This is a genomic window from Salibaculum griseiflavum, from assembly GCF_003129565.1.
Classification (GTDB): Bacteria; Pseudomonadota; Alphaproteobacteria; order Rhodobacterales; family Rhodobacteraceae; genus Salibaculum; species Salibaculum griseiflavum.
On the sequence record NZ_QETF01000006.1, the window covers coordinates 88,248 to 105,476 of the forward strand.

A 17,229-nucleotide genomic window follows, 5' to 3' on the forward strand; every position below is an offset into this window, starting at 1 on the left:
CATGGTATTCGAGGTTTTCGCGGTCGGTGCCGCCTTCATCTTTGGCTTGGCGGTGCGGCCGCTGGGGCTGCCGCCGTTGGTGGGGTTCCTTGCCGCTGGCTTCGTCATCAACGCATTCGGACCACGATTTGGAATGCCGGCCCAGACGGGGCCGATCCTCGACTATCTGGCCAATCTGGGCGTTCTGCTGTTGCTGTTCACCGTGGGGCTCAAGCTCAAGCTTAGGCAGATCGGCGAACCGCAGGTGATCGGTGTGTCCCTGCTGCATTTCGCGCTGTCGGTCCTGCTGTTCACGCCGCTCGTCCGGCTGTTCTTCACGACCGATTGGAATGTCGCGCTGCTGGTCGGCATCGCGCTTGCTTTTTCCTCGACCGTGCTGGCCGCCAAGATGCTGGACGCCAAGCGCGAAATGGGCAGCTTTCACGGCCGCACCGCCATCGGCATCCTGATCGTTCAGGATATCATCGCGCTGGTGGTCATCGCGGTTTTCGCGGGCAAGATGCCCGGGCCCTGGGCGCTTCTGGTCTTTGCCACGCCGCTGCTGCGCCCGGTCCTGCACAAGCTTCTGGACTGGGCTGGTCATGACGAGGTGCTGGTGCTGGCGGGGATGGCGCTGGCGCTGGTGATCGGCGGCTACGGGTTCGAGGTGATCGGGCTGAAAGGCGAGATCGGCGCGCTGGTCATGGGGCTGATGCTGTCCACCCATCCGCGGGCGGGCGAGCTGTCGAATTCGCTATGGTCCCTCAAGGAGGTGTTCCTCGTCGGGTTCTTCCTGTCCATCGGCATGTCGGGCCTGCCCGATTGGAATGCGGTGCTGTTCGCGCTGGTGCTCGGCGTTCTTCTGCCGCTCAAGGGCATCCTGTTCTTCTTCCTGCTGTTGGCATTCAAGCTGCGCGCCCGAACGGCCTTCCTTTCAGCGCTGTCGCTCACGGTCTACAGCGAATTCGGCCTGATCGTCGCCACGAGCATCCCCGCAGCGGAACCCTTCGTGGTGCCGCTGGCGATCGCGGTTTCGGTGTCCTTCCTGGTCGCCGCGCCGATCAATCACCTGGCGCATCCGCTGTTCGAACGGTTCAGCGACCGTCTGAAACCGTTTCAGCGGGTCACGCGCCACCCTGATGAACAGCCCACGGACCTTGGCGATGCGGATGTGCTGATCTTCGGGATGGGGCGGACCGGGTCCGCCGCCTACGAGGTCATGGCCGAACGCGGTCTCAATCCCATCGGGCTGGATGCCGACACTTACAAGGCCGCCGCCCATGCCGAGGCCGGACGCAATGTCGTCTTTGCCGATGCAGAGGACAGCAATTTCTGGGCAGGGGTCCAGTTGGGCCGGATCAAGGCCGCCGTTCTGGCCATGAATGACCTTGAGGCCAAGGTGATCGCCGCCCGCACCTTGCGGGCCAAGGGGTTCACCGGCCCGATCGTCAGCCATGCCCTGCATGACGAACACCTCAACCTGATCGAAGAGGCTGGCGCCGATTGCACCTACCTGACCATGCGAGAAGCCGGGCGGAGCCTGGCGATGAACGCGATGGAAGAGCTTTTGCCGAAGACCGCGCCGGGCGAATGATCGGCCAGATTATTCCGCTGCGTCCTTGCCCTTCATCAGGCGGTCGGCCTTCTTGCGCACAAGCACCGAGCGCAGGTCGTGCATGGCCAGCAGCAATTCGTCCGTGAAGGCCTCCAACTGCTCGTCGGTGGCCTTGGATTGCGCCCATTGCGTCGTCAGGTTCAGGTGGTCGATGGCGCGGTGAATGTCGTCCACCGTGCGCCGGGCAAGGGTTTCGGTCCGCTCTTCCATCCAGGACTGGATCACGGCGAGGTCCGCGTCGCTGAGCGTCCGGTCCCCTTGCGGCTTGATCTGCCCGTTGTTGATGTTGATGACCGCGATCTGGTCCATCTCGATCCGGCGTTGGCGGTTCTCGGTATCCACCTTGAACACGGCTGCCCCGTTTTCCTTGACCCGGAAATAATAGTCAGGAAGCTCTGCGCCCATCTCTGCCCCTTGTCACTCACCCGCCTCTGTCCGGCGTTGTCGAAAAACTAGCAGAGCGGGGCCGCGCGCGCCAGAATTTGCGTCGCCTGCGGCCCGGTGCTCAGCGCAGCCCGGCGCAAAACGCCTGTATCCGGCCGCACGCCTCGCGCAGCGCCTCATCCGATGTCGCATAACTGACCCGGAAATTCGGGCTGAGCCCGAAGGCCGCGCCGAAGACCACGGCGACGCCGGTTTCCTCCAGCAGGGCCGTTGCGAAAGCTTCATCATCCACGATCCTGGCACCATTCGCGCTGGTCTTGCCGATGCAGCCCGCGATGGAGGGATAGACGTAGAAGGCGCCCTGGGGCATCGGGCATTCGATCCCCTCGGCCTCGTTCAGCATTTCGACCACCAGGTTGCGGCGGCGCACGAAGGCCTCGTTGTTGGCTGCGATGAAATCATGCGGGCCGTTCAGGGCCTCGACCGCCGCCCATTGGCTGATCGAGCAGGGGTTCGATGTGGATTGCGACTGCACCTTGCGCATCGCCGCGATCAGCGCCTCGGGCCCTGCCGCGTAGCCGATGCGCCAGCCGGTCATGCAATAGGCCTTGCTGACGCCGTTCACCGTCAGCGTCCGGTCATATAGCCCCGGTTCGACCTGCGCGGGCGTGCAGAATGTAAAGTCGTCATAGGCCAGGTGTTCATACATGTCGTCGGTCATGACCCAGACATGCGGGTGTCGCATCAACACATCCGTCAGCGCCTTCAACTCGTCCCAGGAATAGCCCGCGCCGGTCGGGTTGGAGGGCGAGTTGAAGAGGAACCACTTGGTTTTCGGCGTGATCGCCGCCTCGAGCTGATCTGCGGTGATCTTGAACCCGGTTTCCAGTGCCGCCTCGACGGTCACCGGTGTGCCGCCCGCCAGCAGCACCATATCGGGGTAGCTGACCCAGTAGGGGGCAGGGATGATGACCTCGTCCTCGGGGTTCAGCGTGGCCATCAGGGCGTTATACAGCACCTGCTTGCCACCAGACGACACCGAGACCTGCGACGGCGCATAGTCCAGCCCGTTGTCGCGGGCGAACTTGGCGCAGATCGCCGCCTTGAGTTCGGGGATGCCGTCGACCGCGGTGTAGCGCGTCTTGCCCTCTTCGATCGCACGGATCCCGGCGGCGCGGATATGGGCGGGCGTGTCGAAATCCGGCTCGCCCGCGCCCAGAGCGATGATGTCGCGGCCTGCCGCGCGCAGCTCGGCCGCCTTGGTCGTCACCGCGATGGTGGGCGATGGTTTTACCCGCGCGAGTGTCGCGGAAAGGAAGGACATGGTCGGCCTCGGTTTTGTATTCCCCTGTGCGACGTGTCATAGGGGGGGCGAACCGGACAGACAAGTTCAGAGGACACCATGACCGAAGAAGAAAAGACCGAGTGGTTCAGCGAGGATACGGCCACCTTCGGGGATCGCCTTGCCGCGGCGCGCGAGGCCGCGTCGATGACCCAGAAGGACCTGGCCAAGAAGCTGGGCGTCAAGCTGGGCACGCTGCGCAACTGGGAGGATGACCTCAACGAACCGCGTGCCAACAAGCTTCAGATGGTGTCGGGCCTTCTGGGCGTGTCCCTGCGTTGGCTGCTCACCGGCGAAGGCGACGGCATCGACCTGCCCGAGGAAAACCACATCGAGGCCTCGGACCTGCGGGATATCCTGCTCGAGATGCGCAGCCTGCGCGCGCAGATGGTGCAATCGGGCGAAAAGCTGGCGCAACTGGAAAAGCGCCTGCGTGCCGTGCTGAGCGACGCCACATGAGCGAAGATATCGACACTCGCCGGAAGCGACTTTACATGCGGTCGATCCGGCGGGGCATCAAGGAGATGGACCTGATCCTGACCCGTTTTGCCGATGCCCACCTGGCGGAGATGGAGGCGACCGAGCTCGACCTCTACGACCGGCTTCTGTCAGAGAACGATCACGACCTGTATCAATGGGTTTCCGGGCAGGCCGCGCCGCCCGCGGTCTACGCGGGGATGATCGCCGGGATGTCCGAGGGTATGCGCCGCGCCTGACGGGCCGATTTCGCGAATTTGCCGCGACTTAACCGATTATTCGGCAATTGCATGCCATGCCTTCGTCTGCAACGGCACAGAACGGAGGTGTTGCATGTCATTCCATACGGTTCCCGACACCGCGACGAACGGCCAGAAGCGGGCCTATGACGCCGGCTTCATGACCTCTTATCTCGAGGTTCTGATGCTGGTCGAACGGCTGCACCGCCTGCTGCTTGATGTCATCAAGGACGAGTTCGAACGCGTCGGCATCCTGGAGGTCAACGCGGTCCAGGCCCTGTTGATGTTCAACATCGGCGACAACGAGGTCACGGCGGGTGAGCTCAAGACGCGGGGATACTACCAGGGCTCGAATGTCAGCTACAACCTCAAGAAACTGGTGGAAATGGGTTACATGCACCACCAGCGATGCGAGATCGATCGCCGCTCGGTCCGGGTGCGGCTGACACAGAAGGGCCGCGACGTCCGCGATATCGTCGCAGGGCTGTTCGGTAACCATGCCAGTGGGCTTCAGGACAGGGACGTTCTGAGCATGGACGCGATCGACGAGATCACCACGGCTCTGCGCCGGGTCGAGCGCTATTGGTCCGACCAGATCCGTTACATCTACTAGTTCGTTTGGGCGTTATTCTGCCAGCGCGCCGATCGCCACGGCCTGCAATTCTCGCAGAAGCTTGCGCTGCATCGCCGCCTCGAAGGCCTCGAAGCCGAGTGCGCTTTCGACAAAGGCGCCGGGTCCGCGCAGCACGTAGGCCCGGTAATAGGCCACCAACTCCATGAAGGGTTCGTTGGTCGGGGCGTTCGGGTCGCCGATGATCAGCCCGTTGATGGTGATCCCCGGCGGGGCCGGGGGCACGTCGCGCGGGCGGATGCCGGCATTTGCCTTGCCGTCGCCGGACAGGTCGAGCGTGCGTTTCCAGCACTCGGACTGCTCCTCCAGCATGGCGATGCCGGTCTGCATGGCGGTGCCAAGCGCCGTTCCAGGGTGGGCCCGCACGCGGTGGGTCGTGCTGAGCGTTTCGATTACGTCCCGCAGCCGGTCCGGCCCGGTGATCGCTGTCCAGGGCACCAGAAGCCGCATATCACGTGGCCCGCTCCACTCGTAGACGGCCAACCTCACCGGGGTCTCCGGTTGCGCCAAGAGCCGGGCCTGCACCGCCGGTGCCGTCAGCGCCCCGGCCAGCCCGTCCAGTTGCAGCCGGTATTCCCGTTCATCGACGGATCCCGACACGTCCAGCCCCAGCGCGAGGGCTTGCCGGCACTGCGCCGCAGCCGATCCGGCGAGCAACGCCAGAAGGCCGGCCAGCACGACCCCTCGCCTCACCGTGCCTCGCCCAGCATGAGAACGCCCAGTTCCCGGATCAGCTTGGCGCGCATGGCGCGTTCGAAATCGTCGAACCCCTGCGCCACCTCGACAAATGAGGCCGGGCCCCGGATCACCTCGTTCAGGTAGTAGCGCACCAGGTCCAACTCGGCCTCGTATTCACCGCCATTGATCACCAGCCCATTGACCGTGACACCGTCGAAGGGAAAGGCGCCATAAGCCTCTGCGGGGCCGAAGCCTTCGTTGTTGATCCCGTCGCCGGATACGTCCAGCGTCGACGCCGCGCAGTTGGGCGCACGCCGCAGCAGTGTGGCGCCATAACCCAGCGCATAGCCCATCGCCGTAGGGAAATCTTCATGGCTGCGGCGGCTGTTTGCGACCTGCGCCGAAACCGCCTGCAAATCCGCCGGCGAGCGGATCAGCACCCAATCCTGCACAAGCACCTGCTTGAAGCGTCCCGACCATTCATAGATGGCCAGCGCCACCGGATCGCCCGGCGCGAGGAAGGCCGCCTGCACTTGGGGGGCGACCAGCGCCGAAGCCAGCCCACCCCGTTGCAACGCATCTTCCGCCGCATCCACCGAGGAGGAGACGTCCAGCGCGAGGGCCAGCGCCAGCCGGCACGCCTCCACCGGGGCCGCGACGAACGTGGCCAGCGCGAAGAGCCCCGCCCTTACCAATGGCCGGAATTGTCCATGCTGGCCCATGGCTCGGCAGGGGCCTGAGCCTCACCGGCCTGCAACAGTTCAACCGAGATGTTGTCGGGGCTACGCACGAAGGCCATGCGTCCGTCGCGAGGCGGGCGGTTGATCGTCACGCCATTGTCCATGAGGTGCTGGCACGTGGCATAGATGTCGTCCACCTCGTAGGCGAGGTGTCCGAAATGGCGGCTGTCATCGGGCAGCCCGTCGTCGCCGTCCCAGTTGAAGGTCAGCTCGACCGGGCAGTCTTCCTGACCCGGCGGGGCCATGAAAACCAACGTGAAACGGCCTCCTTCGTTTTCGAACCGGCGCGTTTCCTTCAGGCCCAGCAACTCGTAGAAAGCCATGGATTTTTCCAGGTCTTTCACTCTGACCATCGTGTGCAGATATTTCAGCGGCATGCGGTCTCCTTTCACTGTCTTCGGGAAACGTAGCATGCCCGCCCGGTGTGAAAAGTCAGAAACGTGAACGCAGGAACAGCCCCATTGTCGTCGTAACGCTGTCATAAGAGGGCACCGAAGACTCGGTTTTCTGGTGGCGCAATGTCACGACCGGCTCAAACCCATAGACCTGCATGTTCGGAAAACCGGCTGAGAGTTTCAGGCTCTGCTGGCTGTCTTCCCGGCCGGACGGGTCCAGGGACACCGCGTCATGGATCTGCCAACGCTGTTCGGCCACGACACTAAGCGAAAGCGCGTCGGTAACCTGTCCGAAATCATAACCCAGGCTGACTGTTGCGCTGCGATAGTCCCGGTCCATCGCGTCAGAACGGGACCGGACCAGGCGGGCCGACAAGGACAAAACGTCCTCGTTCGCAAGGTCCAGCGCCCAGTGCCCGCGCAAGGTGGCGCGGTCGGCGGTTTCGCCGGTCGTATATCGCGCGCGCTCCAGGCCTGCCCCATAGGACAGGGTCATGGTCTCGGACAGCGGCATCTGTGCGCCGATGTCGCCAGACAGCCGATGCGCAGAGAGGCCGTCGGCATCGGCTTCGAGGATGTAGCGCAGGCTGGCCGAATAGGTTGTCTGGGTGCCTTCCGGCACCCATTGCCGCCCCAGGCCAAGGTAGGCCTGGCCATAGGATAGGGCCGCGCCGCTGACCTCGGGGGCGTCTTCGCGGGCCTCGGCGCTCATGATGTAGGTTTTGCCGAAAACCCCGGCCTCCAGCGAGGTGCGACTGCGCGCGCCCTGGGCCAACCGGTAGCGCAGGTCGGCGGACAGGCTCAACTCGATGCCGGACAGGGGCCGTTCGTCCGGCGGCACGATCCACTCTAGGTCGGAAAAGGCGTCCGGCAGGAAAGCGAAGGTGACATATTCGTTGGATGTGCCGTTGTTCACGTTGTCGCTGGGCGACATGCCGAAATCCAGCTTGATGGACAGGGGGTTGGCGCGCCGCACCTGAGAAAAGGCACGGGCGACGAACGCGTCTTCGCGCGGGGTGCGGGTATGGTTCGCGGCGCGACGCAGCCAGAATTGCGCCCTGGTCAGGCGATCAGCATTCGTCGCGATCTCGGCCACCGTCAATGCCGCGGCCAGTTTTTCCGACTCCGTCTGTGCGTTTTGCCATGCGAGGGTGGCGGCCATGTCTGCGGCCTCGGTGTCGCCCAAACCCTGTTCGGCACGGGCCAGCAGGATCAGAATGCCGATATCTTCCGGGTCGGCCTGAAGAAGCGCGCGGGTCACTTCGCGCAGGGCGCGGAACTGGCGCAGGCTGTAAAGGCGGGCGGCCAACTCTCGGCCTTCAGCGACCGAGATCCGCTCCTGGGCTCGGGCCGATGGCGGCACCGCCACCGGCCCGAGTGTCATGATGACGCCAGTTGCGACTGCTGCAAGAAGCCGCCACATCACGCCCTCTTATTGTTGCGTTGTGACGAAGACGCCGACTTCACGCGCCTGGTAGTCGCTCAGGAATTCGAAAGTCTGGGTTGTACTGACCGTGTCGGCCCCGGCCGGAATGCCCGAGGTCGGCGCGCCGATGAAGGCCGGAATATCGCCGCCGGCATTGGTCACCTCCTGCAACTCGCTGGCCGGGATGGAGTCGAAGCCGCTTGTCGTGCCGGTCTGGGTAATGGTCTGGGTTCCGACCACGACGCCCCCCACGATGATGTCCTGTTCGAACGTGTAGGTCCACTGGATCGTCTCGACCGTCGTCACCTGCACGTTTCCGGGCCCTTCAAGAACGGTGTAACCGCCGATTTCCTCGCCGTCGGGGCCGCCGAAGATGCCTTCGTAGCTGCCGGTGTCGGCCACGCCGCCACTTACGGGGAGGGCGGTTGTGGCTTCGCCCCCTTCAAAGACGCCCTGGTCGGTGCTGAAACTGACAACGGCGAGGATCACGTCCGGCAGGTTGTCGACCACCGTTGTCCCGTCCTCGGCCAGAGCCACGTGGTTGGTGATGTCGCCTGCGATCGCACCCTGGATGCCCTAGATCGGGTCGAAGTCCAGAACGTCGAGGATCAGCGTCGCATCCCCCGCCGTCAGTTCGATCCCGCCGCCATTGTCGAAGGTTCGCGCGCCGCCATAGACGCCGCGATAGACATATTCGCCGATCCCGCTGGGCAGGCCGAAATCACTGCGGTTGATATTGGCCCCGCCATAGCCGAACCCGAACCAGTCGCGGGAATTGGCCGCCGTCGCCTCCAGGTAGTCACCGCGGACGAAAACGGCGTAGTGCTTGACCAGGCCGGTGGTGGCGGTCTGCCGGCTTTCGTAGACGCCGCTGGTGATGCCGTTGGCGTCGGTCGAGGTGGTGCCCGCGATATTGTCATAGCGCCCGTCGGGGCCGTCGAATGGCAAGTTGTTGATCACCAGCTCGTCATTCGCGGCGTCGTATTGCACCGCGTTCATCGTCAGCCCGCGGTCGGGGTCATAGAGAAACTGGTTGTTGACGTCGGTATTGGGGTCGTTCTCGTCCAGCTGCTCGGAGCCGGTGCCGTCGGGCGAGTCCACCATGAAAGGGTTGGTGCCGTCGAGGCAGCCTGACAAGGCCGCAAGGCCCACAATGGCGATCGTAACCGGGTATCTCATGGCAATCTGTCCCAACAGGTCTCTGGTGTGGCGGCCGGTGACGGCTCTTTTTCACTCATAGTCAGGAAATCCAAAGGCCGAGTCAACGATATGCACGGGCTTTTCCACAGGATATCGGGGTTCCCGGTGCATTTTGGCGTAGATATAGTAAGCAGGTCACGACCCGACCCGAGAATCAGCAAGGAACCCCGCCATGCCCGTCACCCCAGACCAACAGGCCGAGATCGACGCCCTGCGCGGCGAGCCCAAACAGACCCTGCGCGCGGTGTCCGAGGGGATGGAGGCGCATCTCTACAAGGCCGCCCCGGTGCTGGATCACGGCTTTGTCCGGGTGATCGACTACATGGGCGACGATGCCGCGATCTGCCAGGCGGCGCGGGTCTCTTACGGCAAGGGCACCAAGTCGGTCAGCAACGATGCGGGTCTGATCCGCTACCTGATGCGGCACTGGCACTCGACCCCGTTCGAGATGTGCGAGGTCAAGTTCCACGTCAAGCTGCCGGTCTTCGTGGCCCGCCAGTGGATCCGCCACCGCACCGCCAACGTGAACGAATATTCCGCGCGTTACTCGATCCTCGACCGGGAATTCTACATCCCTCGGGCCGAGGACCTGGCCGCGCAATCGACCGTGAACAACCAGGGCCGGGGCGAGGCACTGACCGGGGAAGAGGCCGCGCGGGTGCTGGAGTATCTCAAGGGCGACGCGGCGCGCTGCTATGACCATTACGAGGAAATGATCTCGGATGAGGGGCAGCAGGGGCTGGCCCGTGAACTCGCCCGCATGAACCTGCCCGCCAATATCTACACCCAGTGGTACTGGAAGGTGGACCTGCACAACCTCTTCCACTTCCTGCGCCTGCGCGCCGACGCCCACGCCCAATACGAAATCCGCGTCTATGCCGAGGCGATCTGCGACATGGTCAAGGACTGGGTCCCGGCCGCCTACGGCGCCTTCGAGGATTACCGGATGGGGGGGGCGAACCTGTCGGGCCGCCAGTTGGAGTGCATCCGCAAGATGCTGAAGGGGGAAGAAGTCACGCAGGAAAGCTCCGGCATGTCCAAGGGGGAATGGCGGGAGTTCATGGGAGTGATTGAGGGGTGAGACGTTTTTCGGAACGGCTAGGTCTAACTCAGCCGCGCGAAGCCATTCAGCGTGAAAGCATCGATGAGCGCCTCGCTAACCGGATTTGGAGCGTAATCACGCAAGTATTCTGGCGAAATGTTGGTGAATATACAGATGATCATGACGATGCACGACTTTTGTTTAGCCGCCTTCAAGATGATTTTTTCGGTGCCCCAATTGACAGACTAAGCGAAATCACCAGCATAAATGTAGAAAAAGTCCGAGATTGGTATTATTCCGCTCAGTGGAATGAGGTCTATGACTTGGTGCAATTTCTAGCAGATTTTTCGAGAGAGACCGGTCCGCAGCAAGCAGCCTCGCATTTGAGAATGCTAGGACAAGTATTCACCACTCATTGTAATGCCGTCCTTGAAGAGGAAAAGTCGGCCTATCGATTTGTGTCTGGTGAATTGTCCGAGATAACGGATGAAGTCGAAATCAAATCCATTGAAACGGCGCTAGAATTCACAGGATCATTTCGGGGAGCCAAAGAGCACCTCCGGGTTGCACTTCAAAGGTACTCGGATCGGACGAACCCTGATTATCGAAATTCAGTAAAGGAGTCTGTTTCCGCTATTGAGTCCGCATTTTCCGCGATCAATGGAGAACGGAGCAACACAATGAAGATTGCCGTTACGAGGGCAGAAGAACGTGGTTTTGTTTTGCACCCTGCGCTTAAGTCGGGATTGCTAAATATCTATGGCTGGAGTTCCGATGAAGCTGGCATTCGGCATGCACTACTCGACGAGAGGGCGAATGTTTCTGAGACCGAGGCAAGATTGATGCTGGTGCTCTGCTCAGCCTTGTTGAACTATTTGATCGTTGAGTCGCAGAATACGGCGAGATAGCGCCGCCAATGTCGTAAAGGCACTTCCGCGCGAATAGCGCCGTAGGCGCCGCGCGGTCGCCAGGCCGCCCGGACGGGCTGGCGATCTGGTGGGGGTGGCGCCCCGCTCTGACCCACTTCGGAAGTGGCTGCCATAAAGTGCCCTGATCCCCCCGGTGGATCGCCACCCCGCGGCCTGCCGACCGCGCGGCTTGATCTGGAATCCGTTTCCGGGCAACTTTATTGCGCAGACAAAAACTTGTGGGATAGGGAAATGAATTTCTTGAAAAAATGCGCCTTCGGCGCAGCGATGGTGGCCGGTCTTTCGGGCTGCGAACTCGCGGTGATCGCGGCGGCGGAAAACAACGATGTCGAAGAGATCGGCCTGACCAGCTTTACCATGCCGGCGATGATGCTGCTGGACGTGCAGGGCGAACCCGCGGTGACCTACACGGGCACGCTGGTCGGTCACATGACGGGGCGCGGGGATGTCAATCTGACCGGCTCTGACGGAACGATGTGCGAGGGCAGTTTCGGGGCGAACGGACGCGGCACAATGGTTTGCGATGACGTGACGCTGGACCTGAACCGGGGCAGCGATGCCCGCAACAGCCTGTCCGGTGCCGATTATATTTCCGGCCAGGTCGCCGGGGTATCTTACCAGTCGGTCTTTGCCTGGGGACGCGGGGCGAACGTTGAGACGATCCAACTGGCCATGAGCCAGCGTCGCAGCCTCAGCGCGGGAGAGGTGAGGGATTTGAACCCCAGGTAACATGCACGGCATCGGGGCCGGTTTCGCCTGTCGTGCCGCGCGGTTCTCAACTGCACCGCCTCTAGTTGCGAATGGTTCGCAATTCTCTTGACTTCTGAGAATCGCTCGCAAATAGACAAGGCAAGAGCCTCAAGACATGGAGACCCCGATGCTGCGCCTTGCCGCCCTTCTGATCCTGTTCGCATTGCCCGCCCAGGCCGAGCGCCTGAAAGTCGTGACCACCTTTACCGTCATCGCCGACATGGCCCGGAACGTGGCCGGCGAGGCGGCGGATGTCGTCTCGATCACCAGGCCGGGGGCCGAGATCCACGGCTACCAGCCCACGCCGCGCGACCTGGTGAATGCCTCCGACGCGGACCTGCTGCTGTGGAACGGGCTGAACCTGGAACTCTGGTTCGAGCAATTCGTCGACAATCTGGGCGAGATTCCGTCGGTCACCGTGTCCGAGGGCATCGACCCCATCGCCATCGGGTCGGGCGAATACGAGGGCAAGCCCAACCCCCATGCCTGGATGGGGCTGGATAATGCGCTGATCTACATCGACAATATAGAGGCCGCGCTGTCAGCCGCCGACCCGGACAATGCCGCCACCTACGCCGCCAATGCCGCAGGCTACAAGGCCGAGCTGCGCGCCACGTTGGAGCCCCTGCGCGCCGCCATCGCAGAGGTGCCCGAGGACCAGCGCTGGCTGGTCACCTGCGAGGGCGCGTTCAGCTACCTCGCCCGGGATTTCGGGATGAAGGAACTCTATCTGTGGCCGATGAACGCCGACCAGGTCGGCACGCCGCAACAGGTCCGCGCAGTGATCGACGGGGTGCGCGAGAACGATATTCCGGTCGTGTTCTGTGAAAGCACCGTCAGCACCCGCCCTGCCGAGCAGGTGGCCCGTGAAACCGGCGCGGCCTATGGCGGGGTGCTTTATGTCGACAGCCTGTCCGAGGCGGACGGCCCGGTGCCGACCTACCTCGACCTGCTGCGCGTCACCTCGGAAACCGTGGCAAAAGGTTTGACCCAGTGACAGGAATTTCCGCCCGCGACCTCACGGTCACCTACCGCAACGGCCACACGGCGCTTTGGGATGCCTCTTTCGAGGTGCCACGCGGCACGGTCACGGCGCTGGTCGGCGTGAACGGGGCGGGCAAGTCGACTTTGTTCAAGGCAATCATGGGGTTCGTCCCGGTTGCAAAGGGCGAGATATCGCTTTTGGACAAGCCCGTGCGGCAGGCGCTCAAGGAAAACCTGGTCGCTTACGTGCCCCAGGCCGAAGAGGTCGACTGGGCCTTTCCGGTGCTGGTCGAGGACGTGGTGATGATGGGCCGCTATGGCCATATGGGCTGGATGCGCCGGCCCGGACCCGCCGATCGCGCGGCGGTCGATGCGGCGCTGGACCGCGTCAACATGAGTGCCTATCGGCATCGACAGATCGGGGAACTGTCCGGCGGCCAGCGCAAACGCGTATTCCTCGCCCGCGCGCTGGCGCAAGAGGGGCAGGTGATCCTGCTGGACGAGCCCTTTACCGGGGTCGATGTGAAAACCGAAGGACAGATCGTGGCCCTGCTGAAAGAGCTGCGCGACGAGGGCCGGGTGATGCTGGTCTCTACCCACAACCTGGGCTCGGTGCCGGAATTCTGCGACCGGACGATCCTTGTGAGAGGCACCGTGCTGGCCCACGGCCCGACCGACGAGGTCTTCACGCCAGCGAACCTCGAAGAGGCGTTCGGCGGTGTCTTGCGCCGTTTCACCCTTGGCGGCGATGCGCTGCATGACGATGGCGACGACCGGGCGATTTCCATCCTGACCGATGATGAACGCCCCTTCGTGCAATACGGCGACCAGACCCAGAAGGCGCGCCAGCACCGCACGACGCCGGAAGAGGAACCGCAGGAATGACCCTTCTGCTGGAGCCCTTTTCCTATGGCTACATGACCAACGCAATGTGGGTATCGGCGCTGGTGGGGGCGGTCTGCGCCTTTCTGTCGGCCTACCTGATGCTGAAGGGCTGGTCGTTGATAGGCGACGCGCTGAGCCATTCGGTCGTGCCGGGCGTGGCGGGGGCCTATATGCTGGGGCTGCCCTTTGCATTGGGTGCCTTTCTTGCGGGCGGTCTGGCGGCCGGGGCCATGCTTTTCCTGACCGAACGGTCGGGCCTGAAAGTGGATGTGATCATCGGCCTGATCTTCACGAGCTTTTTCGGGTTGGGCCTGTTCATGGTCTCGATCAACCCGGTGGGGATCGACATTCAGACCATCACCATGGGCAATATCCTGGCCATCACGCCGGGCGACACGCTGCAACTGGCGATCATCGGCGGCGTGTCCATGGTGATCCTCCTGGCCAAGTGGAAAGACCTGATGGTGGTCTTTTTCGATGAAAATCACGCGCGGTCGGTGGGGCTCAACCCGCAACTTTTGAAGGCGCTGTTCTTCGTGCTGCTTTCGGCCTCGGTCGTGGCGGCTTTGCAGACGGTTGGCGCATTCCTTGTCATCGCCATGGTGGTGACGCCGGGGGCCACGGCCTATCTGCTGACCGACAGGTTCGAGCGGTTGCTGGTGGTGTCGGTCTTGATCGGAGCCGTGACGAGCTTCCTTGGAGCCTATGCCAGCTACTTCCTGAACGGCGCGACCGGCGGCGTCATCGTCTGCCTGCAAACCGCGCTTTTCCTCGCGGCTTTCCTGCTTGCCCCGAAACACGGACTGCTGGCCCATAAACGCAAGGCCCGCGCCGCGCTGGAGGACAGAGCCTGATGGAAACGCTGCTTTTCCCATTCCAGTTCGGCTTCATGGTCAATGCATTCTGGATCGCGGTGATCCTGTCGGTGCCCACGGCGCTCTTGTCCTGTTTTCTTGTGCTGAAGGGCTGGGCGTTGATGGGCGACGCGGTCAGCCACGCGGTTTTGCCGGGGATCGTGCTGGCCTTCATCCTTGGGCTGCCGCTGATCCTTGGCGCCTTTGCCGCCGGCATGTTCACCGCCGTCGCCACCGGCTATCTGGCCGAGAACAGCCGGGTGAAGCCCGACACGGTCATGGGCGTGGTCTTCTCTGGCATGTTCGCGGCGGGGATCGTCATGTATGTGGCGATCGATACCAACATGCATCTCGACCACATCCTTTACGGCAACATGCTGGGTGTAGGCGCGGCGGATCTCTGGACCGCGGGCGCTGTGGCGCTGGTGGTGGGCGGGGCGCTTCTGCTGCGCTGGAAAGACCTGCTATTGCACGCCTTCGACCCGGCCCAGGCCCGGGCCGCGGGCCTGCCGGTGGGATGGCTGCATTACGGATTGTTGGCCGCCCTGTCGTTGACCATCGTTGCAACCCTGTCGGCGGTGGGGCTGATCCTTGCCATCGGGCTTCTGATCGCGCCGGGGGCGATTGCCTTCCTGCTGGTGCGGCAGTTCCGCACGATGCTGTGGGTCGCGGTGCTGGTCTGCCTGATCTCGATGCTGGGCGGCACCTATGCCAGTTTCTTCCTCGACAGCGCCCCGGCCCCCACGATCATCCTGATCCTGACGGCCTTTTTCCTGTTGGCCTTCGCGCGCCGCCTGATCCTGACGCGGCGGGAAACCGCACGGGGCTAGACGCGCCGCGCGCTTTGCGGTCCTCTGGGGCAAAGCGACGGAGGACGGCATGAGCGATCTGGAAAGACGTATCCAACAAGGGCGCGGTGATGCGCCCGCCGATATCGTTCTGCGCGGGGGGCGGGTCTTCGACCTCGTCACGGGCCAGATGCTGGAGGGTGATGTCGCCATCTGCGGCGAGACCATCGTCGGCACCTGCGACAGCTACGAGGGGCGCGAGGTGGTGGACGTGTCCGGCCTGACGCTGGTGCCCGGCTTCATCGACACTCACCTGCATATCGAAAGCAGCCTGGTTACGCCCTTTGAATTCGACCGGCTGGTCACACCGCTGGGCGTCACCACCGCCATCTGCGACCCGCACGAGATCGCCAATGTGCTGGGCGTGCCGGGGGTGGAATATTTCCTGAACGCCGCGCAGGAAACCGTGCTGGATATCCGGGTCAACCTGTCCTCCTGCGTGCCCTCGACGGATATGGAAACCGCCGGCGCCCGGATCGAGGCGGCGGACCTGATCCCGCTCATGGACCACCCGAAGGTCATCGGGTTGGCCGAGGTGATGAACTACCCCGGCGTGATCCATCGCGATCCCGGCATCATGGCCAAGCTGGAGGCCTTCCAGGGCCGTCATATGGACGGGCATTGCCCGATGCTGTCGGGGCGCGACCTGAACGCCTATATCGCCGCCGGTATCCGCACCGAGCACGAGGCGACGACGGTCGAGGAAGCGCGGGAAAAGCTGCAAAAGGGCATGCGCGTTCTGATCCGCGAAGGCTCGGTCTCCAAGGATCTTGAGGCGCTGATCCCGCTGCTGGGTGAACGCACCGCGCCCTATATGTGCCTGTGCACCGATGACCGGAACCCGTTGGATATCGGCGAACATGGCCATCTCGATTACATGATCCGCACGGCCATCGCCCGGGGCGTGCCGCCTCTGGCCGCCTATCGCGCGGCGTCCCTGTCGGCGGCCGAGGCGTTCGGTCTAAAGGGCAGGGGCTTGATCGCGCCGGGGCAGAGGGCGGACATCGTCGCGCTGGGCTCATTGGAAGCCTGCGATGCGCGGGCGGTCTGGTGCGGTGGTGTCGCGGTCGGGGACGCGGCCTTCGCCGCACGCCGGATCACCGACCCGATCGGTCGCGGCTCGGTCAAGGCGCGGCGGGTGGCGGCCAGTGATTTCCGCACCACGGGCAACCGCACGGAAACGGATGTGATCGGCGTGATCGAGGGCAAGATCATCACCGAACATCTGCACGAGGACATCGCCATCGAAGACGGCGACAAACGCCCCGACCTGACCCGCGACCTGATCAAGATCGCGGTGGTGGAACGGCACGGGGTCAACGGCAATATCGCCACCGGCTTCGTCAAGGGGTTCGGGCTAAAGCGCGGGGCCATCGCCTCGACCGTCTGCCACGATCACCACAATATCGCCGTGGTCGGGGCCGATTACGACGACATGGCGCTGGCGGCGAACCGGCTGGAGGACCTCGAAGGTGGCTTCGTCGTCACCGAGGGCGGCGAAGTGCGCGCCGAACTGGCCCTGCCGGTCGCCGGGCTGATGAGCCTTGCGCCCTTCGAAGAGGTCCGCGCCCGTCTGGAGGACCTGCGCGACGCCGCCAAGGCGCTGGGCGTGGGCCTGGAGGAACCCTTCCTGCAACTGGCCTTCCTGGCCCTGCCGGTGATCCCGATGTTGAAAATCACGGACCGTGGGCTGGTCGATGTGACGAGGTTCGAGATCATCGGGTAGGGGGGTGGAGGCGGCAGCCAATTGCGCACGAAATACGTGCGGATTGTTCAGCACCTTGGACGGAATTGGGCCCGATGGCGGCGGAGCGCCCAATTTGACATCCCG

The 17,229-nt window shown here is 63.4% G+C and carries 20 protein-coding genes; 12 read left to right on the forward strand and 8 right to left on the reverse strand.

The genetic code is table 11. The features are described from left to right. Window position 1: 1 nt before the first annotated feature. Complete coding sequence (locus tag DFK10_RS07470; RefSeq protein ID WP_109388206.1) at window positions 2-1,573, forward strand: cation:proton antiporter family protein; 1,572 nt, start codon at window positions 2-4, stop codon at window positions 1,571-1,573. Between the two features lie 9 nt (window positions 1,574-1,582). On the opposite strand, the gene DFK10_RS07475 is transcribed toward DFK10_RS07470, so the two are convergent. Both DFK10_RS07475 and DFK10_RS07480 read right to left on the reverse strand, forming a co-directional pair. Further along, window positions 1,583-1,999 (reverse strand): hypothetical protein, encoded by a 417-nt coding sequence (locus DFK10_RS07475; protein ID WP_109388208.1) that lies wholly within the window; start codon window positions 1,997-1,999, stop codon window positions 1,583-1,585. Window positions 2,000-2,099: 100 nt separating this feature from the next. After that, on the reverse strand, window positions 2,100-3,302 hold the full coding sequence (locus DFK10_RS07480; protein WP_109388210.1) for a pyridoxal phosphate-dependent aminotransferase: 1,203 nt from the start codon (window positions 3,300-3,302) through the stop codon (window positions 2,100-2,102). Between the two features lie 78 nt (window positions 3,303-3,380). Here DFK10_RS07480 and DFK10_RS07485 point away from each other — a divergent pair, with 78 nt between their 5' ends. The 3 genes from DFK10_RS07485 to DFK10_RS07495 all read left to right on the forward strand — a co-directional run bounded on the left by DFK10_RS07485 (window position 3,381) and on the right by DFK10_RS07495 (window position 4,649). Further along, window positions 3,381-3,779, forward strand: coding sequence for a helix-turn-helix domain-containing protein (locus tag DFK10_RS07485; RefSeq protein WP_109388212.1), 399 nt, complete (start codon window positions 3,381-3,383; stop codon window positions 3,777-3,779). Further along, complete coding sequence (locus DFK10_RS07490; RefSeq protein WP_109388214.1) at window positions 3,776-4,036, forward strand: succinate dehydrogenase assembly factor 2; 261 nt, start codon at window positions 3,776-3,778, stop codon at window positions 4,034-4,036. Before DFK10_RS07485 ends, DFK10_RS07490 begins: the two co-directional genes overlap by 4 nt. A gap of 94 nt (window positions 4,037-4,130) precedes the next feature. Beyond that, the gene (locus tag DFK10_RS07495) at window positions 4,131-4,649 is read left to right on the forward strand and encodes a MarR family winged helix-turn-helix transcriptional regulator (RefSeq protein ID WP_109388216.1); all 519 of its coding nucleotides are present in this window, start codon (window positions 4,131-4,133) and stop codon (window positions 4,647-4,649) included. A 12-nt stretch (window positions 4,650-4,661) separates the two neighbouring features. Here DFK10_RS07495 and DFK10_RS07500 read toward each other — a convergent pair whose 3' ends face one another. The 6 genes from DFK10_RS07500 to DFK10_RS07525 are packed head-to-tail and all read right to left on the reverse strand — an operon-like array spanning window position 4,662 to window position 9,085. Then, the gene (locus DFK10_RS07500) at window positions 4,662-5,345 is read right to left on the reverse strand and encodes a DUF1194 domain-containing protein (RefSeq protein ID WP_235866792.1); all 684 of its coding nucleotides are present in this window, start codon (window positions 5,343-5,345) and stop codon (window positions 4,662-4,664) included. 11 nt (window positions 5,346-5,356) lie between these two features. Next, window positions 5,357-6,067, reverse strand: coding sequence for a DUF1194 domain-containing protein (locus DFK10_RS07505; protein WP_109388220.1), 711 nt, complete (start codon window positions 6,065-6,067; stop codon window positions 5,357-5,359). Beyond that, entirely contained in the window at window positions 6,034-6,462 is a 429-nt protein-coding gene (locus tag DFK10_RS07510; RefSeq protein WP_109388222.1) for a VOC family protein, read from the reverse strand. The genes DFK10_RS07505 and DFK10_RS07510 overlap by 34 nt, the downstream gene beginning before the upstream one ends. A 55-nt stretch (window positions 6,463-6,517) precedes the next feature. After that, window positions 6,518-7,864, reverse strand: a complete 1,347-nt coding sequence (locus DFK10_RS07515) for a surface lipoprotein assembly modifier (protein WP_146193242.1) — start codon at window positions 7,862-7,864, stop codon at window positions 6,518-6,520. A 48-nt stretch (window positions 7,865-7,912) separates the two neighbouring features. Continuing rightward, complete coding sequence (locus DFK10_RS07520) at window positions 7,913-8,443, reverse strand: hypothetical protein (protein ID WP_109388226.1); 531 nt, start codon at window positions 8,441-8,443, stop codon at window positions 7,913-7,915. A 39-nt stretch (window positions 8,444-8,482) separates the two neighbouring features. Continuing rightward, window positions 8,483-9,085: a hypothetical protein gene (locus tag DFK10_RS07525; RefSeq protein WP_109388228.1), complete on the reverse strand. Its 603-nt coding sequence runs from the start codon at window positions 9,083-9,085 to the stop codon at window positions 8,483-8,485. A 193-nt stretch (window positions 9,086-9,278) separates the two neighbouring features. Between DFK10_RS07525 and thyX the strand changes: the two genes are divergently transcribed. The 8 genes from thyX (at window position 9,279) to ade (ending at window position 17,124) form a co-directional block, all read left to right on the forward strand. After that, the gene (thyX, locus tag DFK10_RS07530; RefSeq protein WP_109388230.1) at window positions 9,279-10,187 is read left to right on the forward strand and encodes an FAD-dependent thymidylate synthase; all 909 of its coding nucleotides are present in this window, start codon (window positions 9,279-9,281) and stop codon (window positions 10,185-10,187) included. Next, window positions 10,184-11,056, forward strand: a complete 873-nt coding sequence (locus DFK10_RS16220) for an AbiJ-NTD4 domain-containing protein (protein ID WP_146193243.1) — start codon at window positions 10,184-10,186, stop codon at window positions 11,054-11,056. Before thyX ends, DFK10_RS16220 begins: the two co-directional genes overlap by 4 nt. Window positions 11,057-11,308: 252 nt before the next feature. Further along, window positions 11,309-11,806 carry a hypothetical protein gene (locus tag DFK10_RS07540; protein ID WP_109388234.1) on the forward strand — a complete coding sequence of 166 codons (498 nt, stop codon included), beginning with the start codon at window positions 11,309-11,311 and terminating at the stop codon, window positions 11,804-11,806. Between the two features lie 136 nt (window positions 11,807-11,942). Next, window positions 11,943-12,824 carry a metal ABC transporter substrate-binding protein gene (locus DFK10_RS07545; protein ID WP_408005577.1) on the forward strand — a complete coding sequence of 294 codons (882 nt, stop codon included), beginning with the start codon at window positions 11,943-11,945 and terminating at the stop codon, window positions 12,822-12,824. Next, window positions 12,821-13,696: a manganese/iron ABC transporter ATP-binding protein gene (locus DFK10_RS07550; protein WP_109388236.1), complete on the forward strand. Its 876-nt coding sequence runs from the start codon at window positions 12,821-12,823 to the stop codon at window positions 13,694-13,696. The genes DFK10_RS07545 and DFK10_RS07550 overlap by 4 nt, the downstream gene beginning before the upstream one ends. Beyond that, window positions 13,693-14,550 carry a metal ABC transporter permease gene (locus tag DFK10_RS07555; protein WP_109388238.1) on the forward strand — a complete coding sequence of 286 codons (858 nt, stop codon included), beginning with the start codon at window positions 13,693-13,695 and terminating at the stop codon, window positions 14,548-14,550. Before DFK10_RS07550 ends, DFK10_RS07555 begins: the two co-directional genes overlap by 4 nt. Continuing rightward, entirely contained in the window at window positions 14,550-15,380 is an 831-nt protein-coding gene (locus DFK10_RS07560) for a metal ABC transporter permease (RefSeq protein ID WP_109388240.1), read from the forward strand. The genes DFK10_RS07555 and DFK10_RS07560 overlap by 1 nt, the downstream gene beginning before the upstream one ends. A gap of 49 nt (window positions 15,381-15,429) precedes the next feature. Further along, window positions 15,430-17,124 carry an adenine deaminase gene (gene ade / locus DFK10_RS07565; protein ID WP_109388242.1) on the forward strand — a complete coding sequence of 565 codons (1,695 nt, stop codon included), beginning with the start codon at window positions 15,430-15,432 and terminating at the stop codon, window positions 17,122-17,124. Window positions 17,125-17,229 lie beyond the last annotated feature (105 nt).